This is a genomic window from Kribbella sp. NPDC004875, assembly GCF_042873375.1.
Taxonomy (GTDB): domain Bacteria; phylum Actinomycetota; class Actinomycetes; order Propionibacteriales; family Kribbellaceae; genus Kribbella.
Map to the genome: position 1 here is coordinate 934,822 of NZ_JBIALI010000001.1, position 19,259 is coordinate 954,080.

16 protein-coding genes and 1 riboswitch are annotated in these 19,259 nt (G+C 69.0%); of the genes, 9 read left to right on the top strand and 7 right to left on the bottom strand.

All coding sequences use genetic code 11. The features are described 5' to 3' along the window. Window positions 1–73: 73 nt before the first annotated feature. From ACFYRH_RS04450 to ACFYRH_RS04470, 5 genes are read left to right on the top strand one after another with little or no spacing between them, the layout of a single operon-like run. The gene (locus ACFYRH_RS04450; protein ID WP_387767952.1) at window positions 74–2,002 is read left to right on the top strand and encodes a thiamine pyrophosphate-binding protein; all 1,929 of its coding nucleotides are present in this window, start codon (window positions 74–76) and stop codon (window positions 2,000–2,002) included. 9 nt (window positions 2,003–2,011) lie between these two features. Continuing rightward, on the top strand, window positions 2,012–2,716 hold the full coding sequence (locus ACFYRH_RS04455; protein ID WP_387767955.1) for a flavodoxin family protein: 705 nt from the start codon (window positions 2,012–2,014) through the stop codon (window positions 2,714–2,716). A 24-nt stretch (window positions 2,717–2,740) separates the two neighbouring features. Next, on the top strand, window positions 2,741–3,373 hold the full coding sequence (locus tag ACFYRH_RS04460; protein ID WP_387767958.1) for an RNA polymerase sigma factor: 633 nt from the start codon (window positions 2,741–2,743) through the stop codon (window positions 3,371–3,373). Next, on the top strand, window positions 3,370–3,600 hold the full coding sequence (locus ACFYRH_RS04465) for an anti-sigma factor family protein (protein ID WP_387767961.1): 231 nt from the start codon (window positions 3,370–3,372) through the stop codon (window positions 3,598–3,600). Before ACFYRH_RS04460 ends, ACFYRH_RS04465 begins: the two co-directional genes overlap by 4 nt. Before the next feature lie 38 nt (window positions 3,601–3,638). After that, window positions 3,639–4,859, top strand: coding sequence for a cation:proton antiporter (locus ACFYRH_RS04470; RefSeq protein WP_387767964.1), 1,221 nt, complete (start codon window positions 3,639–3,641; stop codon window positions 4,857–4,859). Here the strand turns inward: ACFYRH_RS04470 and ACFYRH_RS04475 are convergent. The 5 genes from ACFYRH_RS04475 to ACFYRH_RS04495 all read right to left on the bottom strand — a co-directional run bounded on the left by ACFYRH_RS04475 (window position 4,798) and on the right by ACFYRH_RS04495 (window position 10,069). After that, window positions 4,798–6,123, bottom strand: a complete 1,326-nt coding sequence (locus ACFYRH_RS04475) for a purine-cytosine permease family protein (RefSeq protein ID WP_387767967.1) — start codon at window positions 6,121–6,123, stop codon at window positions 4,798–4,800. The two genes, ACFYRH_RS04470 and ACFYRH_RS04475, sit on opposite strands and share 62 nt — an antisense overlap. Then, window positions 6,118–6,234: riboswitch (TPP riboswitch) on the bottom strand. Its footprint overlaps the gene before it by 6 nt. A gap of 18 nt (window positions 6,235–6,252) precedes the next feature. Then, the gene (locus ACFYRH_RS04480; protein WP_387767970.1) at window positions 6,253–6,912 is read right to left on the bottom strand and encodes an alpha/beta fold hydrolase; all 660 of its coding nucleotides are present in this window, start codon (window positions 6,910–6,912) and stop codon (window positions 6,253–6,255) included. Next, window positions 6,909–7,772, bottom strand: a complete 864-nt coding sequence (locus ACFYRH_RS04485; RefSeq protein WP_387767973.1) for a hypothetical protein — start codon at window positions 7,770–7,772, stop codon at window positions 6,909–6,911. Before ACFYRH_RS04485 ends, ACFYRH_RS04480 begins: the two co-directional genes overlap by 4 nt. Before the next feature lie 29 nt (window positions 7,773–7,801). Then, window positions 7,802–8,671 carry a DUF3152 domain-containing protein gene (locus ACFYRH_RS04490; protein WP_387767976.1) on the bottom strand — a complete coding sequence of 290 codons (870 nt, stop codon included), beginning with the start codon at window positions 8,669–8,671 and terminating at the stop codon, window positions 7,802–7,804. 204 nt (window positions 8,672–8,875) lie between these two features. Beyond that, window positions 8,876–10,069, bottom strand: coding sequence for an ATP-binding protein (locus tag ACFYRH_RS04495; protein ID WP_387767979.1), 1,194 nt, complete (start codon window positions 10,067–10,069; stop codon window positions 8,876–8,878). A gap of 305 nt (window positions 10,070–10,374) precedes the next feature. Here ACFYRH_RS04495 and ACFYRH_RS04500 point away from each other — a divergent pair, with 305 nt between their 5' ends. Continuing rightward, complete coding sequence (locus ACFYRH_RS04500; RefSeq protein ID WP_387767982.1) at window positions 10,375–11,391, top strand: GTP pyrophosphokinase family protein; 1,017 nt, start codon at window positions 10,375–10,377, stop codon at window positions 11,389–11,391. Here ACFYRH_RS04500 and ACFYRH_RS04505 read toward each other — a convergent pair. After that, complete coding sequence (locus ACFYRH_RS04505; RefSeq protein ID WP_387767985.1) at window positions 11,375–12,805, bottom strand: MFS transporter; 1,431 nt, start codon at window positions 12,803–12,805, stop codon at window positions 11,375–11,377. The genes ACFYRH_RS04500 and ACFYRH_RS04505 overlap by 17 nt on opposite strands. A gap of 179 nt (window positions 12,806–12,984) precedes the next feature. Between ACFYRH_RS04505 and ACFYRH_RS04510 the strand changes: the two genes are divergently transcribed. The 3 genes from ACFYRH_RS04510 (at window position 12,985) to ACFYRH_RS04520 (ending at window position 18,369) form a co-directional block, all read left to right on the top strand. After that, window positions 12,985–14,745, top strand: coding sequence for an ABC transporter transmembrane domain-containing protein (locus tag ACFYRH_RS04510; RefSeq protein ID WP_387767988.1), 1,761 nt, complete (start codon window positions 12,985–12,987; stop codon window positions 14,743–14,745). Next, on the top strand, window positions 14,742–16,520 hold the full coding sequence (locus ACFYRH_RS04515) for an ABC transporter ATP-binding protein (protein WP_387767991.1): 1,779 nt from the start codon (window positions 14,742–14,744) through the stop codon (window positions 16,518–16,520). Before ACFYRH_RS04510 ends, ACFYRH_RS04515 begins: the two co-directional genes overlap by 4 nt. A gap of 61 nt (window positions 16,521–16,581) precedes the next feature. Beyond that, window positions 16,582–18,369: an alpha/beta fold hydrolase gene (locus ACFYRH_RS04520; RefSeq protein WP_387767994.1), complete on the top strand. Its 1,788-nt coding sequence runs from the start codon at window positions 16,582–16,584 to the stop codon at window positions 18,367–18,369. Here the strand turns inward: ACFYRH_RS04520 and ACFYRH_RS04525 are convergent. Further along, window positions 18,341–19,252: an LD-carboxypeptidase gene (locus tag ACFYRH_RS04525; RefSeq protein WP_387767997.1), complete on the bottom strand. Its 912-nt coding sequence runs from the start codon at window positions 19,250–19,252 to the stop codon at window positions 18,341–18,343. The two genes, ACFYRH_RS04520 and ACFYRH_RS04525, sit on opposite strands and share 29 nt — an antisense overlap. Window positions 19,253–19,259: the final 7 nt, after the last annotated feature.

Consider the following 19,259-nt stretch of genomic DNA (forward strand, 5'->3'; position numbering starts at 1 on the left):
TCCTGTAACGCCTGACCGGTGGCCGGCACTGATCTGTCGGAGGGTCGGTGTCGCGAGGGGCGGGAGACGTTACATGTCAGCGAACTGGCATCGGGTGAACGAGATCGACGTACCGGCGGAAGGCCGGGTCCGCAGTGTCGTCGTCGACGGTCGGAGCATCGCCATGGCGCGCTGTGGGGCGCGACTCGGCGCGTTGGAGAACAAGTGCCCGCATCAGGGCGGTCCGCTCGGTGAGGGCTCCATCGAGAAGGGACTGCTGCGCTGTCCGTGGCACGGGTACGACTACGACCCGATCACCGGTCAGCCACCGGAGGGGTTCTCCGACGGCGTTGCGTCGTACGACGTGGACGAGCGCGCCGACGGTGTCTACGTACGGCTTCCGGAACTGCCGACGCAGGCACGGACCGTCGCGGACGTTCTGGTCGAGACGTTGGTCGCGCACGGGGTAACGCACGTGTTCGGCATGGTCGGGCACTCCAACCTCGGGTTCGCCGACGCGATGCGGCGCGCCGAGGACCGTGGCGAACTCACCTACATCGGGATCCGTCACGAGGGTGCCGCATCGTTCGCGGCCGGCGCCTACGGCAAGCTGACCGGCCGGCCGGCCGTGTGCTTCGCGATCGCGGGCCCGGGGTCGACCAACCTGCTCACCGGGCTGTACGACGCGAAGCTCGACGGCTCGCCCGTGATCGCCGTCTCCGGACAGGTGCCGTCGAAGTGGCGCGGGCGCGGCGCGTTCCAGGATCTCGATCTGACCGCGGTCTTCAAGGACGTCGCGGTCTCGAGTACGTCGGTGCACGCGGGCAGTGACCACGCCGAGCTGGCGGCGCTCGCGGTCAAGCACGCGGTCGACGGCCGCGGCGTCGCCCACCTGGTGCTGCCCGACGAGGTCCAGGTGCAGCCGTCGGACGCGCCGGCCATGGGCCCGCGCGGACGGCTGTCACCGCGCCTGATCCGCCCGGACGAGGACAGTTTGGGCCGGGCTGCCGGGATGATCCGCGACGCCCGCCGGCCGGTGCTGATCGTCGGCCACGGCGCCCGCCGTGCCGAGACCGAGGTGCGCGAGCTGGCGGAGCGTCTGAACGCACCCGTCCTGACCACCTTCAAGGCCAAAGGGCTGGTGCCGGACACCCATCCGCTCGGCGCCGGGGTGCTCGGCCGCAGCGGTACGCCGGTGGCGAGCTGGCTGATGAACGAGTCGGATCTGCTGATCGTCGTCGGCGCTTCGTTCTCGAACCACACCGGCATCGCGGCGTACAAGCCGATCGTCCAGATCGACGACGACCACGCCGCCATCGGTCGCTTCGACCCGGTCGCCGTGGACGTGCTCGGCGACGCGCAACTGGCGCTGACCACGCTCACCCGGATGCTCGCCGACGCCAAGGCCGAGGATCAGCGGCCGGATGTGGCCGAACGCTGGGCGATCTGGCGGGCGGAGAAGAAGCGCCGGGTCGACGACGACCGGGGCAAGGGTGTGTCTGCGGCCGCGGTCTTCGACGCATTGTCCAGGCACCTGCCCACGGACGCCGTCGTGACCGTTGACGTCGGCAACCATGCGTACTCGCTCGGCCGGTACCTGGAGTCGAAAGGCCAGCCTGTGCTGATGTCCGGCTACCTCGGTTCGATCGGCTTCGGGTATCCGGCGGCGCTCGGCGCGCGGGCCGCCGCACCCGGCCGGCCGATCGTCGCGGTCACCGGCGACGGCGGGTTTGCGCAGTACGCCGCCGAACTCACGACCGCGGTCAAGTACGGCATCCCGATCAAGCATGTCCTGCTCGACAACCACTCGCTCGGCAAGATCAGCAAGGAACAACTCGCCGCCGACTACCCGGTCTGGCACACCTCCTTGCACAACCCGGACTGGGCGTCGTACGCCGAACTCTGTGGCGCAATCGGGCTGCGGGTGACCCGGCGCGCGGACCTGGACGCCGCGATGACCGAACTGTTCGCCGCCACCCGACCAGCCCTGCTCTGCATCGAGCAGGACGCCGAACTGCTTTAGGAGCTACCGATGACCGAGTACGACGACCTTCGCGCACTGTTCGTGAACTGCACGCTGAAACGCTCGCCGGCCGTCAGCAACACCGAGGGCCTGGTCGACATCAGCCGGAAGATCCTGGAGAAGCAGGGCGTCCAGGTCGACGTGATCCGGGCGATCGACCACGACATCGCGACGGGTGTCTGGCCGGACATGACCGAGCACGGCTGGGCGACCGACGCGTGGCCGGCGATCCAGGAGCAGGTGCTCGCGGCCGACATCCTGGTGATCGCCGGGCCGATCTGGCTGGGTGACAACAGCTCGGTCACCAAGCGCGTCATCGAGCGCTTGTACGGCAACTCGTCGATCCTCAACGAGCACGGGCAGTACGCGTACTACGGGCGCGTCGGCGGCTGCCTGATCACCGGGAACGAGGACGGCGTGAAGCACTGCGCGATGGACATCCTCTACTCGCTGCAGCACCTCGGCTACACGATCCCACCGCAGGCCGATGCCGGTTGGATCGGCGCGGCCGGCCCCGGACCGTCGTACCTGGACACCGGCTCGGGCGGCCCGGAGAACGACTTCACCAACCGGAACACAACCTTCATGACCTGGAACCTGCTGCATTTCGCCAGGATGCTGAAGGATTCCGGCGGGATCCCGGCGCACGGCAACCAGCGGTCCGAATGGGATGCCGGCTGCCGGTTCGACTTCGAGAACCCGGAGTACCGCTGACGGCCGCTGTTGTACCGTCGGCCTGTGGGGGTGGTGGTGCCGACGGACGACGTACTTGTCGACGGTCTGCGTACCGGGGACGAGGAGACGTTCGCATGCCTGCTGAACGGCTGGTCGGGCTCGATGCTGCGGCTGGCCCGGTCGTTCGTGTCGACCACGGCGAGCGCGGAGGAGGTCGTCCAGGACACCTGGCTCGCGGTGTTCGAGGGGATCGAGCGCTTCGAGGGCCGGTCCACGCTGCGCACCTGGGTGTACCGGATCCTGGTGAACATCGCGCGGAAACGGGCGGTCCGCGAGCAGCGCACCGTGCCGTGGACCAGCCTGGCCCCGGACCATGGGCCGACGATGGACCCGCAGCGGTTCCGCGGCGCCGACGACCGGTACCCGGGCGGATGGCGCGCGTTTCCGGAGCGCTGGCCGACGACGGAGACCGAAGTACTCGCGCACGAGGTCCGCGCGACGGTGGCGGCGGCGATCGACGGCCTGCCGATCCGGCAGCAGGTGGTCTTGACGCTCCGGGACATCGACGGCCACGACGCCGAGGACGTGTGTGACTTGCTGGAGATCTCGATGGCCAACCAACGGGTCCTGCTGCACCGCGCCCGGGCGACCGTCCGCGGCCGGCTGGAGCACTACTTCGCAGGAGCTGGCTCATGACGTGCGCCGAGCTGGTTGAACTGGTCACCGCGTACCTCGAGCAGGCGCTGGATCCGGAGACCGAGCAGCGGTTCGTCGAACACCTCGCACTCTGCGACGGCTGCGAGATCTACGTCGAACAGATCCGCCGTACCATCGCCGAGGTCGGTCAGGTCGACCCGCAGCACCTGTCCGCGCAGACTCGCAACGGTCTGATGGAGGCGTTCCGCGGCTTTCCCCGCAGTTGACGCGTAACGTCCGGCCGCAGCGGTGGCACTGACCCGGTATGCCGCACGTTGAGTTCGCCAATCTGTTCGCGGTCACGCTGATCGCGCTGCTCGCACCGCTGCTGCTCGGGCTCGCACCGCGACTCCGCGTGCCTGCCGTCGTACTGGAGATCGTGGCCGGGATCGTGGCCGGGCCGCACGGGCTCGGACTGGTCACTGTGGACCTGCCCGTACAGATCGTCGCGCTGCTGGGCCTCGCCTTCCTGCTGTTCCTGGCCGGCCTGGAGATCGACGTCCACCAGCTCCGCGGCCAGGTGCTGCGACTGGCGGTCCTCGGGTACGTCGTGACGCTGCTGCTCGGTTCACTCGCCGGACTCGGCCTGTCCGCAGCCGGGTGGGTGCACAGCCCGTTCCTGCTCGCAGTGACGTTGTCGGCGACGTCACTCGGGCTGGTGGTTCCGGTGCTCAAGGACGCCGGCCAGTCGGAGAGCAGCGTCGGGCAGTTCGCGATTGCCGCCGCGTCGGTCGCTGACTTCGCCGCCGTACTGGTGCTGTCGCTGGTGTTCTCGACTGAAGGCGGCAGCGCGGGTGAACGGCTGGTGATGGTCGGACTGTTCGCACTGCTGGTCGTCGTCACCGGACTGGTCGTCGCCACCGCCGGACAGTCGCAGCGACTCGGCGGAGTGCTGCTGCGACTACAGGACACGACGGCGGAGATCCGGGTCCGGGCCGCAGTGGTCCTGATGGTCGCGTTCGTGGCGCTGGCCGAGCAGTTCGGTCTGGAGACGATCCTGGGCGCGTTCCTGGCCGGTGCGGTGATCGGACTGGTGGATCGCGACACCGCGTCGCATCCGCGCTTTCGGATCAAGCTTGAAGCGTTGGGCTACGGCTTCCTGATTCCGGTGTTCTTCGTGACCAGTGGACTGCGTCTGGACCTTCGCGGTCTGTTCAGCGACCCGACGGCGCTCATCCGCGTGCCGCTCTTCCTGCTGGCACTGCTCGTCGTCCGCGGAGCACCGGCATACCTCGCGGTGCGGAGGCTGGGATCCCGGGCGACTGCCGCAACGGCCTTGCTGCAGGCGACCTCGCTTCCGTTCATCGTCACGGCGACGCAGATCGGCGTACTGACCGGCCTGATGACACCGGTCACCGCCGCCGCGCTGGTCTGCGCCGGATTGCTGTCAGTGTTGGTGTTCCCAACGGTCGCGCTGGGGCTGCTCAGGCAGCCGGCCGCCGACCGATCCGGCCGAGCAGTACAGCAGCCACCATCGAGACGATGATCGACGTGTAGGTCGCACCGAGCCAGGTCGGCACCGGCTGGTGGTTGAACAGCCCTTGCTGGATGTCGGTCCAGAACGGCGACCATCCACTGACGGTGCCCGGATTGACCAGCTGGTACGCCGCGAAACCGATCAGCCACGCGAGCGTCGGCTGCCAGCGGAACTTCGCCGTATCGGAGACGTCCCACTTCATCTTGCTCACGATGAAGAAGTCCGCGATCGCGACCGCGAACAACGGGATGAAGACCGAGCCGATCAGGTACAGGAACTGCGTGTAGTTGCCGAGGTCAATGAACAGCGCGATACCGGTGGCGATCACACCGATCGCGACGGAGATCCACCGCCGGTCGACGTGGCCGATCAGGTTGTGGGCGGCCATCGTGGTCGAGTAGACGTTCGCGTACGCCTCGTCGACCTCATCCACCAGCAGCACGAACAGTGCGATCGCGCCGGCTGGCAGCGTGACCAGCGCGGTGATCACGTCATCGCTGTTGGTCTGCAGCGTTGCGACGGCGACGACACCGAGGGCGTAGTACCCGATCGCGGCCAGGCCATAGCCGAGTGCGGAGCCGCCGAAAGCAGCCTTATTAGTGCGCGAGTGGCGCGTGTAGTCGGCAGCTAGTGGGGCGAACGACACCACACCGGCCGCGGCGAGGTCGACCGCCGGCCAGAAGCCGAACACGTTGTCCTGGGGCAGCGTGTGCGCCGGCTTGCTGAGCACCTGGACGAACAGGTAGATCGACGCGAGCAGCACCAGCCAGACCATGAACTTCCGCAGGATCTTCACGCTGCCGAGCGGCCGGACCGCCATCGTCGTCGCGATGATGCCCGCGAGTACGACGAACACCCAGCGCCAGCGCTCGCTCGTCACCGCGACCGCGGCCTGCGAGATCACGATGATCTCCATCGTCGCCCAACCGACGTTCTGCGCGATGTTCAGCACGGTCGGCGCCATCGAGCCGCGGCGGCCGAACAGCCCGCGCAGACAGGCCATCGCCGGCGCCCCGGTCTGCGAGCCGAACACGGCCGCACCGCCGAGCACGAGCGCACCGATCCCACAACCGACCACGACCGCGAGCAGACCCTGCCACAGCGAGCCCGTGTACGCCGCCACCAGCGCACCGGTGACCGGACCGAACAGCGAGATCCCGAAGTTCCCCCACAGCGTGAACTGGTCGAAGAACCCGAGCGTCCGCGGCGCGTCGGTGGTGAGGACGAGCGGCGCCTCGGTGGTGCTCGCAGAACGGACAGCAGTACTGGTCATGAGTGACCCACTCCCTACGCCGGCATTACCCGGTCAGGTTCAGGCGGTCGGCGACCCAGCTGTCGCCCTCTCAGCCCGCGCTACTCGGTGCGAGCTCCCGCAGAGGTTTGACGCGTTAACTCTAACGCGTCAGCGACTTTCCGGAAGAGTGGCTGCTCGTTCTATGAGAGTCGCCACTTCGGGGCCGTTGGTGACGATCGGCATGTGGGCGCCGGTGTCGAGGGTGCGGGCCTCGCCGTGGCTGAGCGTCGCGAGCCGATCGACCCACTCCGCTGTCGAGAGCAGGTCATGCCGCCCGCGGACAATCAGCACCGGCGCCTTGACCTGCGAAATCACCGCGGCAAGGTCGTGCTGCCGGGAGGCCTCGCCGGCCCGGGCGATGGTCGGCAGTGTCGTCCGGGCGTACTGCGGGGTGACGACCCGCAGGAGCTTCGGCGAGTCGGGTACGGCGGACCCGAGCCAGCGCACCGCTCGGTCCACGCTCGACATCCGGGCGTCACCCGACGGCGCGACGAGGACGACGGCGTGCGCCAACTCGGGGTACCGGACGGCAGCCTCGACGACGATCTGACAGCTCGCCGAATGACCGACGAGCACCGACCGCTCGCGGATCTTCTCGCCCAGCGCCACCGCGAGGGCCCGTGGGTGCAGGTCCTCCCGGGCACCCGCGGGTTCGCCGTACCCGGGCAGGGTGACCAGGTGGTACGGCGTGATCAGGTGTTCGACCGTCCGGGTGTACGACTCCGGGCCGAGACCCAGGCCGGGCACCAGGACGACGGGTGCGCTCACTCCCAGGGAGCCTTGGCCGGCGGACCCTGCACAACCGGGTTCGGTACCTCGGGCTTCAGCTCGCGGTACCCGAGGAACAGGCCGGCGGCGAGCAGCAACAGCCCGAAGCCACCCCAGCCGTACGCCGTCGGCAGCCGGTGCACCGACTCGTCGTTGGCACCCAGACCGGTGGACAGCACCATGACCAGCCACACCAGGATCGGCACCGCGGACACCGCGACCAGGATCAGCCCGACCAGCTCGCCCGGCTCGAGCTGCCGACCGGCACGGACCCGCGCCCGGACGTCACGGAACCACATCACCAGCGCGACCACACCGACCACGAGCAGAAGCAGCTGACCGACCGCGTCGATCACGTCCGTGCGCAGCGGGTGGTTGAGCGGCGAGCCCGGCGCCTGCGAGATGTCGCGCAGCGAGACCCGCTGGACGGAGATGACGAGCAGCCCGTAGAGGGCGGCGATCCCCGCGGCGAGGCCGACCACCCGAGCGGCGCGGGGGTCACGCGGTGCGACCGGTTCCTCACGGCCGTACGTCGGGAGCTGGTGCGGCTCGGGCTGCGACGGGGCGCCGTACGGGGTGCCGGGGCGGTACGTCGGGGGCTGGGCGTGCGGTGCGGTCACCTGTCCCTGCAGTTGCCCAGGGGCCTGCGGCTGTGGTTGCGGCGGGACGCCGTACTGGCCGGGCGGTGTGCCGTAGCGCTCCGGTTGCGCGTAGTACTCGGGCGCGTCCGGTGGCTGTTGGCCGGTAGCGTAGTTGCCACCGCCGTACGGCGTCGGCGGGGCGTAGTGGTGCTGTTCCGCACTGGGCTGCTGCTCGGGCTCATCGCCCCGGCCGTACGTCGGGAAGTCCTGTGACGACATGCCTGCTCCCTCCCGTCGTACCCAGTCTCTCAGGTGGCTTTGATGGTCGGCCAGGCGTTCGGTAGGCAGCCGGCCAGGCCCTTCGTCTGCTGCATCATCACCGGCGCGGGGGTCTTCACCTTCGTACAGGTCGAGTGGCCGTGGCCGAGCGCGTGCCCGACCTCGTGGTTCACCAGGTAGCTGCGGTAGAGCTCGACGTTCCCGTTGTACGCCGGGATCGCGTAGATCCAGCGCTTCGCGTTGAGTACCACCCGGTCCTCGACGCGGCAGGACACCTCACCGCCGGTGTCGAGCGGCAGACACAGCTTGTCGGTCAGGGTCGGCGTCGCCAGGATGATCCGCAGATCGGCGTTGACGCTGTCCGTCCGCTCGAAGTTCACCGGATGGATCGCCTGCCAGCCCCGCGGGTCGGTCAGCGTCTTGTGGATCGCGGCAGCCACCGCGGCGCCGTTCACCGTCACGCCCTGCTCGATCTCCACGCGGTACGTCAGCTTGTCCTTGACACCGCTCGCCTTGTTGAAGCCCGGCACCACGGCCAGCTTCCCGGTCGAGACGAGCACGTTCGGCTTCGCACCCTTGGGCTTGCGCGTCAGACTCGGTGCCGGCCGCAACGGTGTCGTGAACTTCTGCGTCGGCGTCGCGATCGGCGTCGCACTGGGCGGAGGCGCCGCGATGTTGTCCGGCTCCTCGCGCACCGCACTGCCGGCCCCCGCAACCACTTCGGCCGCGAGGCTGGCCTGATGCGTCACATCCGGATGCGCGACCACCACGGTCCCGAGCACCGCCAGCGCAGTCACCGTGAGCCACTGGCCCTTGTACGACTTCCGCCGACTGTGCCGCCCCGCACGCCGCTTCCGCCCAGCCGCGTCCGCAGACTGGCCGCTCCGCCGGGTGGTCATGGTAATTGACCCTACAGAGTCATCACAGAACCCCGAAACCCCCGTTTCACACCAAGAACCGCCGAGCAACCACTACACCTGCCCGCGAGCCGGTGGGTTATCCCCTCGTGGTGGGGGTTCTCGGTTCTCACACCAACGCAGAACCCCTCACACCAACGGTCATCCCCTCGTACGCGTGGAGCTCGGCTGTGGAGTGCGCGGAGGTCAGGCGGTGCGGGTGCGGAGGAATTTGCCGAAGTGGGGGACGGTGAAGGCTACGGTGCCGCGTTCGGCGGAGAAGACGAGGCCTTTCTTGATGAGGCCGTCACGGGCGGGTGAGAGGGACTGGGGTTTGCGGTTGAGGGTGCTGGCGACTTCGGCGGTGGGGACGGCGCCGTCGTCGACACCGATGCCGAGCTCGGCCATCGCGCGCATGTACTCGCGTTCGGCCGGAGTCGCACGCTCGTACCGCGAGCCGAAGAAGCCGACCGTCAGCTCGGCCGACGCCTCGGGTGCCGCCACAGCCACGTCCTTGATGGTGATGGGTGACGTGGGTGCGTGGTCCCACGTGGAGTGTGCGAAGGCCTGCACGAAGTACGGATAGCCGTCGGTCTGCGCGTACAGCTCGTCCAGCGCCTCCTCGTCGTACTGCACGCCCTCGCTCTCCGCCGGGATCATCAACGCCCGGTCGCACGCGTCGCGCGCCAACCGGTCGACACGGATGTACCGGAAGAGCCGCTCGGAGTACGACTTGCTGGCAGACAGTACGGCGGGCAGATGCGGCAGCCCAGCACCGACAACGACCAATGGCGCGCTCTGCTGCGAGATCTCGTGGCAGGCAGCGCACAGCGCGGACAGGTCGTCCGCGCTGATGTCCTGCATCTCGTCGATGAACAACCCGACCCCGACAGACAAATCACCGGCCAGATCCGCCGCGTCGGTGAACAGCTCGATCAGGTCCATCTCGAGGTCACCGGAGTCAGCACGCCCCTTGGCCGCCGCCACGTCGACCGGCGGGTGCCACCGGATGCCCTTCCGGTCATTCGCCGCGGTCCGCAACGCGAAGGCCTTCAGTACGGCGCTGAACTGGTCGACCCGCTCGTCGTCGCGGTGCCGGTGTCCCAGCTCCCGCATCGCGGTGTGCAGCGCCTGCGCGATCGGCAGCCGGACGCTCTGATCCGGTCGCGCCTCGATCTTCCCGGTCCCCCATGCTCGCTTGATCGCCTGCGACCGCAGCGTGTTGAGCAGCACTGTCTTACCGACACCCCGGAGCCCGCTGAGTACCAGGCTCCGCTCCGGCCGGCCCGCCGCGACCCGTTCGAGCACCACCTCGAACTGCCGCACCTCGGTGTCGCGTCCGGCCAGCTCAGGCGGCCGCTGACCGGCGCCGGGCGCATAGGGATTCCGGATCGGATCCATGCTTTCACTGTATGAGCCCGTCTAGCGTTTTCCGTAGATTGACCAATCAAGAACCAGAGCGTGTCGCGAGCACTCTCTACCCCTCTCTACCAAAAACCCAAGAAACCCCTAGAAACCCCCAGCAACCGCTAGCAACCGCTAGCACCCGCCAGCACCCGCCAGCAACCGCTAGCACCCGACTTTGTGCACCCGTTCCGTGCCTTCGGACGCGGAACGTACGGACGCGGTGCACAAAGTCGGCTCGAAGCGAGGAACTCGCCTGGCGGCGAGGCGGGGTGCGGGGCCGGGGCACTAGGGTTCCGCCCATGGTGGAGTGGGCTCCGCAAGCGGGGGCGTTGTACGAACGGGTGCACCAGCAGTACGTCGGTGGCGCGCGCAAGCTCGAGGCGCTGATCAACGAACTGATCGGTGAAGAGGAAGGCATCAACTACCTGACCGCGACGGCCCGCGCGAAGGACCCGGAGTCGTTCCTCGCGAAGGCCTCGAAACCGCACCCGGACGATCCCGCGCGGCCGAAGTACGACGATCCGCTGAACCAGATCACCGACCTGGTCGCGGCCCGGGTGATCACGTTCCTGGTCGAGGCGGTGGACCGGGTGTGCGAGGTGATCGAGGCCGAGTTCGAGATCGTCGAGCACACCGACATGGGTGCGCACACCCGGGCGCAGGGCGTCTTCGGGTACGCGAGCAAGCACTACCTGGTCCGGCTGAACGAGCACCGCCGCGAACTGCCGGAGTACGCCGTACTGAAGAACCTGGTGATGGAGATCCAGGTGCGGACGGCGGTTCAGCACGCGTGGGCCGAGTTCGAGCACGACATCCGGTACAAGCTGGACATCCCGCCGGACCGCAAGCCGGAGTTCGACCGGCGGTTCCTGCTGGCCGCGGCGCTGATGGAGCTGGCCGACAACGAGTTCACCGAGATCGACCGGCTGTACCGCGAGCTCGCCGCGACCGCCTCGGACAAGGCTCCGCTGGATCTCACCACGGCCACGCTGACGACGTACCTGACCCGTCGCTACCCGGACGCACCGCACGCGAAGACGACGCACTACACCTGGATCCTCGGTGTGCTGCACCGCCTCGGCGTCACGACCGAGGAGCAACTCACTGAACTCCTCACGGGCATCGACAGCCGGGCGGTACAGGCCGCCATGACCCATCGGGCCCCGGCCGGCACGGTACGCCGCCTCGACGACGACCTGCTCGCCGCGAAGGGACCGGACTACCTGGAACTGTTCCCCGGCGAGGAGCGCCGCCAGAAGATCCTGAAGGGCCGCCTCAAGGCGCTGACCCGCGCCGGCCTCATCGAGCAGCCTTAGCTTCCGACAGCTCGTCTGCGACCGCAGACGCGGTACGGCGAGCCCACTGCGTGGTTGTGATGAGTCCCAGCACGAGGACCAGCAGTCCGCAGCCTGCGATGATGAACCAGCAGAGCTGAGCCGCGTCGACGAACCCTGTCTCGAAAGAGCCGACCAACCGCGCAGTCAGCACCGTACCGGCGACTGCGACGCCCAGTGAGGCTCCAACCTGGCGACTGGTGGATGCGATCGCCGCAGCGACCCCTGCCTGGGCTCGCGGCATGCCAGACACCGCCGCGTTGGTAATAGGTGCGTTCAGCATGCCGAAACCGAGTCCGAACACCAGATAGCCGACCAGCAACAGCACCGTCGGGGTATCGGTGCTCAACCGCGACAAGATGAGCCCAGCGGCCGTCAGCATCGTCCCAGCGACCACCAGCGGCACCCGTGGACCCCGGTGGCCGACCAGCCAGCCGGACACCGGCGCGAACACCACAGTCATCGCTGCCATCGGCAACGTCAGCAGACCGGCGTGCAGCGCGCTGAACCCACGCACCGACTGCAGATAGAGCGAGTTGAGGAACAGGAATCCGGACAACGCCGAGAACCCGCACACCGCGATCAGTGTGGCGCCCGAGAACGGCGCGCTCCGGAAGAACCGTGGATCGAGCAGCGGTTCCTTCCGGCGCCCCTCGTAGTACACAAGTGCCACCAGCGCCGCCACGGCCACAGCGAAGCACCCGAGGATCAGTGGCGACCCCCACCCGGCCGACCGTCCCTCGATGACTCCGTAGGTCAGTCCACCGAGCAGCAGTACGACGAGCACCTGCCCCACCGGGTCGATCCGCCGCGGTACGGCGGATCGCGACTCCGGCACGAACAACGCGGTCATCAGTACGGCGATCAGGGCCACCGGCACGTTGATCCAGAAGATGAACCGCCACCCCGGCCCGTCCACCAGCGAACCGCCGACGACCGGTCCGACCGCCATGCTCAGCCCGACCACCCCACCCCAGACGCCGATCGCCTGCGCGCGCTCGCGCGGGTCGGTGAACGTGTTGGTGATGATCGACATCGCCACCGGGTTCAGCATCGAACCACCGACGGCCTGCAGCACCCGGAAGATGATCAGCAGGTTCACGGTCGGCGCGATGCCGCACAGCAACGACCCGATGCCGAACACGACCAGTCCGGCCTGGAACGTCCGGCGCCGCCCGATCCGGTCGGCTGTCGAGCCGGACACCATCAGCAGGCTGGCCAGCACCAGGGTGTAGGCGTCGATCGTCCACTGCAGTTTCTCGACCGACGCTCCGAGCTCCGAGCGGATGGCCGGCAGGGCCAGGTTCACGATGGTCGAGTCCAGCCCGACGATGAACAGGCTGGAGCAACAGATGCCGAGAACCAGCAGCCGCCGCCCGCGCGTCAGCTCCTCCACCCGGCTCCTTCCGATCGCCCGTTGAAGACTGTACTACCCGGTTCCGGAAACGATTCCCGAGAGGTTCGCCACAGGCCCGGAAAACGGTTTGACGGGTTGTCGGCGGGCACGCCTACGCTTGTTCCATTCGCCTGGTCAGGCACCTTCTCTCATCCCTCTATGCCTCTTTGTGAGACGTCATGTCGTTGCGCCTCATTCCGTTCGCCGATCCGGGTGTGCCGGACACCCGATCCGGCCTCCGACTCATTCTCTGGCTGGAGCACCAGCAGCTGCGCGGGCAGGCCCTCGCAGTCTTCTGGGGGCTTGTCTTCTTCGGCGGCATCGCCGCCGCTCCGGTCGCCGTCGGTCTCGCCGTGCAGGCGGCGATCGACCTTTCCTGGCCCAAGCTGATGCTGGCCGGTGCACTGCTGCTGGTCTTCGGCGCGGCCAAGGCCGCCGCCGACTCGTTCTTCCACCGCGCCGTGGTGACGAACTGGATCAGTACGGCGTCCCGCCTGCAGCAGCTGCTGATGCGCAAGGCAGCGGAGCTGGGCTCGTTGCTGACCCGCCGGATCGCCGCCGGCGAGGTGGTCGCCGTGAGCAGCGGCGACGTCGAGAAGATCGGGTGGTTCGTCGAGGTCCTGGGCCGGTTCACCGCCGCCCTGCTGACCTGTTTCGCGGTCGTCGTCGGCCTGATGCTGTACGAACCGCAGCTCGGCCTGGTGGTCCTGGTCGCCGTGCCGGTGCTGGCGTTCTCGATCGTCCCGCTGATGGGTCCCGCGGAGCGCCGCGCGGACGAGCAGCGGGCCAAGGGCGGCCGGGCCACCGAGCTGGCCGCCGACACCGTCGCCGGTCTGCGCGTGCTGCGCGGCATCGGCGGTGAGCAGCTGTTCCTGGACCGCTACCGCGAGGCCTCCCAGCAGTACCGCAGCAGCGCGGTCCGCAGTGCCCGGATGTGGGCGCTGATCGCGGCTCTGCAGGTGCTGCTGTTCGGTCTGTTCCTGGTGGTCGTGGTCTGGCTCGGCGTGCACCTGGTGACGTCCGGCAAGATCTCGGTCGGCGAGCTCGTCACGACGTACGGGTTCGTCACGTTCATGCTGGTGCCGCTGCACACGTTCGAGGAGACGGCGAGCGCGTTCATCTTCTCGAAGGTGTCGGCCCGCCGGGCCGCGCGTGTGCTGGCGCTGCAGCGGACCGACGCGACCAAGGCCACCGGTGAGGCACAGACGCCGGAGGGCGACCTGCTGGACCCGGTCACCGGTCTGCACGTCCCAGCCGGGAGCTTCACCGCGGTGGTCTCGGGCAACCCGGACGCCGGTGGTCTGCTGGCCGACCGGCTGGGTGGCCACAGCCCGAACGCCGACGGCGAGGCGTCGGTGCTGCTCGACGGCGTCGCGCTGGACGACCTCCCGCTGGACTCCGCGCGGACGGTCGTCCTGGTGCAGGACAAGGACCCCGTGCTGTTGTCAGGGACGGTGCGCGACCTGTTCGACGTACCGGCCAGTGGTGCGGTCTCGCCGGAGACGGCGCTGGAAGCGGCGCAGTGCGAGGACATTCTCGACGTACTGCGGCAGACGCTGCCCGCTGGTGAGTCCGACGCGATGCAGGCGGTGCTGACCGAGCGCGGGCGATCCCTGTCCGGTGGTCAGCGGCAGCGGGTCGCTCTGGCCCGTTCGCTGTACGTCGACCCGCAGGTGCTCGTGCTCGACGAGCCGACCAGTGCGGTGGACGCGCACACCGAAGCGCGGATCGCCGACGGCCTGCAGCTGCTGCGGGCCGGCCGGACCACAGTGGTGTTCACGTCCAGCCCTCTGATGCTGGACCGCGCGCAGCGGGTGGTGTTCGTGCCGGACGGCCGCGTCGAAGCGGTCGGTACGCACCACGAGCTGTTGCAGACCAACCCGCGGTACCGCGCCGTCGTGACCCGTGAAGACGAATCGACTCTCGAGGAGTCCGTGTGAAGCGCCCGGAGTACGACCCGGCGGCCCCACAGGAAGTAGTGCGGCTCCCGGTGGCAGGTGGCGTGACCGTACGCGCCTATTTGAAGACACTGTTCCGCCGGCACCGCCGTGCGTTCTTCTGGCTGACGCTGGTGAACGCGGTGACGGCCCTGAGCGCCATGGTGGGTCCGTGGTTGCTCGGCAACGTCGTGCAGAAGTTGTCCGAGGGCCACACCGACGTGAAGCTCCCGTACGTCGTGACCGCCTTCGTGATCGCCCTCGCGGTGCAGACCGTGTTCACGCGGCTCACCCGGTTGCGTGGCGCGGTGCTCGGTGAGGAGATGCTCGCCGACCTCCGCGAGGACTTCCTGGTGCGGTCGGTCGGTCTGCCGCCCGGCGTCCTGGAGCGGGCCGGGACGGGCGACCTGCTGTCCCGGATCACCACGGACATCGACCGGCTCTCGCACGCGATGCGGGACGCCCTGCCGCAACTGACGATCGCGGCGCTCTGGGCCTCGCTGCTGATCGGTGCTCTGGTCGTCACCGCACCGCCGCTGGCCGTGGCCGTGGTGATCGCGGCGCCGATCCTGATCATCGGCGGCAAGTGGTACTTCCGCCGCGCCCCGAAGGCGTACCGGTCGGAAGCGGCCGGGTACGCCGCGGTCGCCTCGGCGCTGGCCGAGACGGTCGACGCCGGCCGCACCGTCGAGTCGCACCGGCTCGGTGGCCGCCGGATCGGCCTCGGTGACACCCGCATCGGTCAGTGGGTCGCCTGGGAGCGGTACACCCTGTACCTGCGGATGATCCTGTTCCCGGTGATCAACATGACCCACACGGTGGCGCTGGCCGCCGTACTGGTGATCGGTGGCGGTTTCGCCATCCAGGGCTGGATCACCGTCGGTGCGCTGACCACGGGTGCGCTGTACATCCAGATGCTCGTCGAGCCGGTCAACATGATGATCCGCTGGTACGACGAGCTTCAGGTGGCGCAGGTGTCGCTGGCGCGCCTGGTCGGCGTCCGTGAGGTCGAGACCGAGGAGACGACGAGTGACGCCGAGCCGGACGGGCGGACGGTGCTCGCCGACGACGTACGGTTCGGGTACCTGGAGGGTCGCGACGTACTCCACGGCGTGACGCTGACGGTCGAGCCGGGCGCCCGGGTGGCACTGGTCGGGCCGTCCGGTGCCGGGAAGTCCACGCTGGGCCGGCTGCTGGCCGGCATCTACTCGCCGCGCGTCGGCGACATCACCCTGGGTGGTGCGGCACTGGACCAGATGTCCGCCGAGCAGGTGCGCAGTCATGTTGCCCTGGTCAACCAGGAGCACCACGTGTTCGTGGGCAGCCTGCGCGACAACCTGCGGCTGGCCCGGCAGGGCGCGACCGACGCGGACCTCTGGGCGGCCCTGCGCTCGGTGGACGCCGACGGTTGGGTCGCGGGCTTCGACGACGGTCTGGACACCGAGGTGGGCTCCGGCGGGGTCTCACTGACACCGGCGCAGGCGCAGCAGGTCGCGCTGGCCCGGCTGGTGCTCGCCGACCCGCACACGCTGGTCCTGGACGAGGCGACCTCGTTGATGGACCCACGCGCGGCCCGGCATCTGGAGCGGTCGCTGGCGACCGTGCTGGAGGGCCGGACCGTGGTGGCCATCGCGCACCGGCTGCACACCGCACACGACGCGGACGTGATCGCGGTCGTCGAGGACGGCAAGATCGTCGAGCTCGGCGGCCACGACGAGCTGGTCGATGCCCAGGGTGCGTACGCCGCGCTCTGGCACTCCTGGCACGGCGACCGCTGACAGCATTCGGCGGTGGGTGAATCCGCAGCGGTTCACCCACCGCCCGTGTGAGGATGAAGGCGTGCTGCTGACGACGCTCTTCTCCTTGCCCACCACCATGGCCCTGGACGTCGACGACGAGGGCCGCCTGCTGGTGCTGTACGACGGCACCGGCACCCGCCAGGTCAACGAGGTCGCACCCGACGGGACCTGGCGCGCACTGACCAACCTCGGTGACACCTGCCGCGGCGCACGCTTCATCCCGGGCAGCAGCCAGGTGGTCGTCGAGCACGACACCGGCGGCGACGAACGTGGCCAGCTCTCGTTGCTGGACCTCACCGACTCCGGCCTGCCCGCGCTGACCCCGCTGGTGCACGACACGGAGTACATCCACCACCTGGTCGCGGCACGGGCCGGGCGGGTTCTGTACACCACCAACCGCCGTAACGGCGTCGACTTCGACCTGGTCGCGCACGACCTGGCCACTGGCAGCGAGACCGTGCTGTACGACGACGGCGGCTGGGTGATGGCCGTCGACCCGTCGCCCGACGACAAGTGGGTCGTGCTCACGAAGGCCAGCACCCCGGCGAACTCGATGCAGCTGCTGCTGGTCGAGACCTCGAGCCGCGCGGTCACCGAGCTCAGCGCGGAGGACGCGCACAACGACCAGGGTCCGGTGGCGTGGCTGCCCGACTCGTCCGCGTTCCTGGTGTCCAGCAACGCCGACCGCGACCGGATGGCCTTGCGCCGGTACGACGTGGCCAACGGCTCCTGGAGCGACCTGCTCGTGGACGACGCCCGCGACCTGGCTGGGTGGCCCTCACCGAACGGCGAGCACCTGTTGGTCGGCGCAGTGGAGGACGGCGAGGTGACGCTGGCACTGCACCGGCTGGAGGACGGCTCGGCCATCGCATCACTCGATCTGCCTCCTGGCGGTACGGCGGCGTTGTCGATGGCCACGCCGGACCCGATCTGGTCCGCCGACGGCTCGTTCGCCGCGATCACCTACAACTCGCCGGTGTCGCCGCCGACCGTGTTCCGTTTCGTGCCGGGCGGTGAGCTGACCGCGATTCGGTCGGCCGGCCAGCCCGACGTACCGGCTGAGCTGCAGCATCCGGAGAGTCTGCGCGTGCCGTCGTTCGACGGTGAACAGGTGCCGGTGTTCGTGTTCCGGCCGACCGGCGCCGACCTGGGGTCCACGGTGGTCCATGTGCACGGTGGCCCGGAGGGTGCCGCGCTGCGGATCTGGAGTCCGATCATCTCTGCGCTCGCGGGTGAGGGGCACACAGTCGTCGTACCGAACGTGCGCGGCTCGGCGGGCTACGGGAAGCGCTGGTACTCACTCGACGACCGCGAACTGCGGCTCGACTCGGTGAAGGACCTGGCTGCGATCAACGCGTGGCTGCCGACGATCGGCGCCGATCCGAAACGGGCCGCGCTGTGGGGTGGTTCGTACGGCGGCTACATGGTGCTGGCCGGTGTCGCGTTCCAGCCGGAGCTGTGGGCGGCCGGCGTGGACATCGTCGGGATCGCCTCGCTGGTGACGTTCCTGGAGAACACCTCGGCGTACCGGCGTTCGATGCGCGAGCGTGAGTACGGCTACCTGGCGACCGACCGGGAGTTCCTCGAGTCGGCGAGCCCGCTGAGCCGCGTCGACGACATCCGGGCGCCGTTGTTCGTCATTCACGGCGCCAACGACCCGCGCGTCCCGCTGTCCGAGGCCGAGCAGATCACGGCCGCGCTGACGAGCCGCGGCGTACCGTGCCAGCTGCTCGTGTACCCCGACGAGGGCCACGGCCTCGCGAAGCTCAAGAACCGTCTCGACGCCTACCCGCAGGCGTTCAGCTTCCTGCGAGACCACCTGGGGTAAGGGTTCCGGCAGTTGCGTCCAGCCGGACCGGCAATCCCAGCGGCACGGCGAGGTTCAACGCCTCGTGCCCGATCGCCGCACCCTCCACCATCGGTACGCCGAGCGGCTCGAGCCGCTCGCGGATGAGGTCGCCGATACCGTCGTCGGCCTCACTGAAGTCACCGATCACGAGACCGGTGACCTGCTTGAACCATCCCGCGCGCAGCAACTGCGTGAGCAATCGGTCGGCCCGGTAAGCCTCCTCGTTGACGTCCTCGAGGACGACGACACCCGCCGGCGGCATGTAGGTCGGCGTACCGACGCTGGACGCGAGCATCGCCAGGTTGCCACCGCGCAGCGGGCCCTCGGCGACGCCATCGACCACAGTGCGCGCACCGACCGGTGCGAGCAGGTCGGTGACACTCTCCGGTTCGAACAGCAACGCCCGCAGCCGCTCACGTCCTTGAGCGTTCTCCAACTGCTCCACCGCGGCAGCCATCGGACCGTGGACGGTCACCAGACCACGCGCGTTCAGTGGCTCGTGCAGTGCGGTGATGTCGCTGAACCCGACGAACCACTTCGGTACGGCGACCAGCTCGTCGAGGTCGACGTACTCGAGCATCCGCTGTACGCCGTACCCGCCGCGCGCGCAGAACACCGCGGCGAACTGCGGGTCCAGCCAGGCGCTCCGCAGGTCGTCGGCGCGGGCCTTGTCGTCGGCGGCGAGATACCGGAAGCGCTCGTGCCCGGCCAGCACCGCCGGCAGGATGACGACCTCGAGCCCCCAGGACTCGAGGTGCCGCTGCCCGATCGCGAGCCGCGCCGCGTCCACTCGTCCCGACGGCGCCACCACAGCAACCCGATCACCACTCCGCAGCCGCTGCGGCACCACCACGTCAGTCACGCGGCTG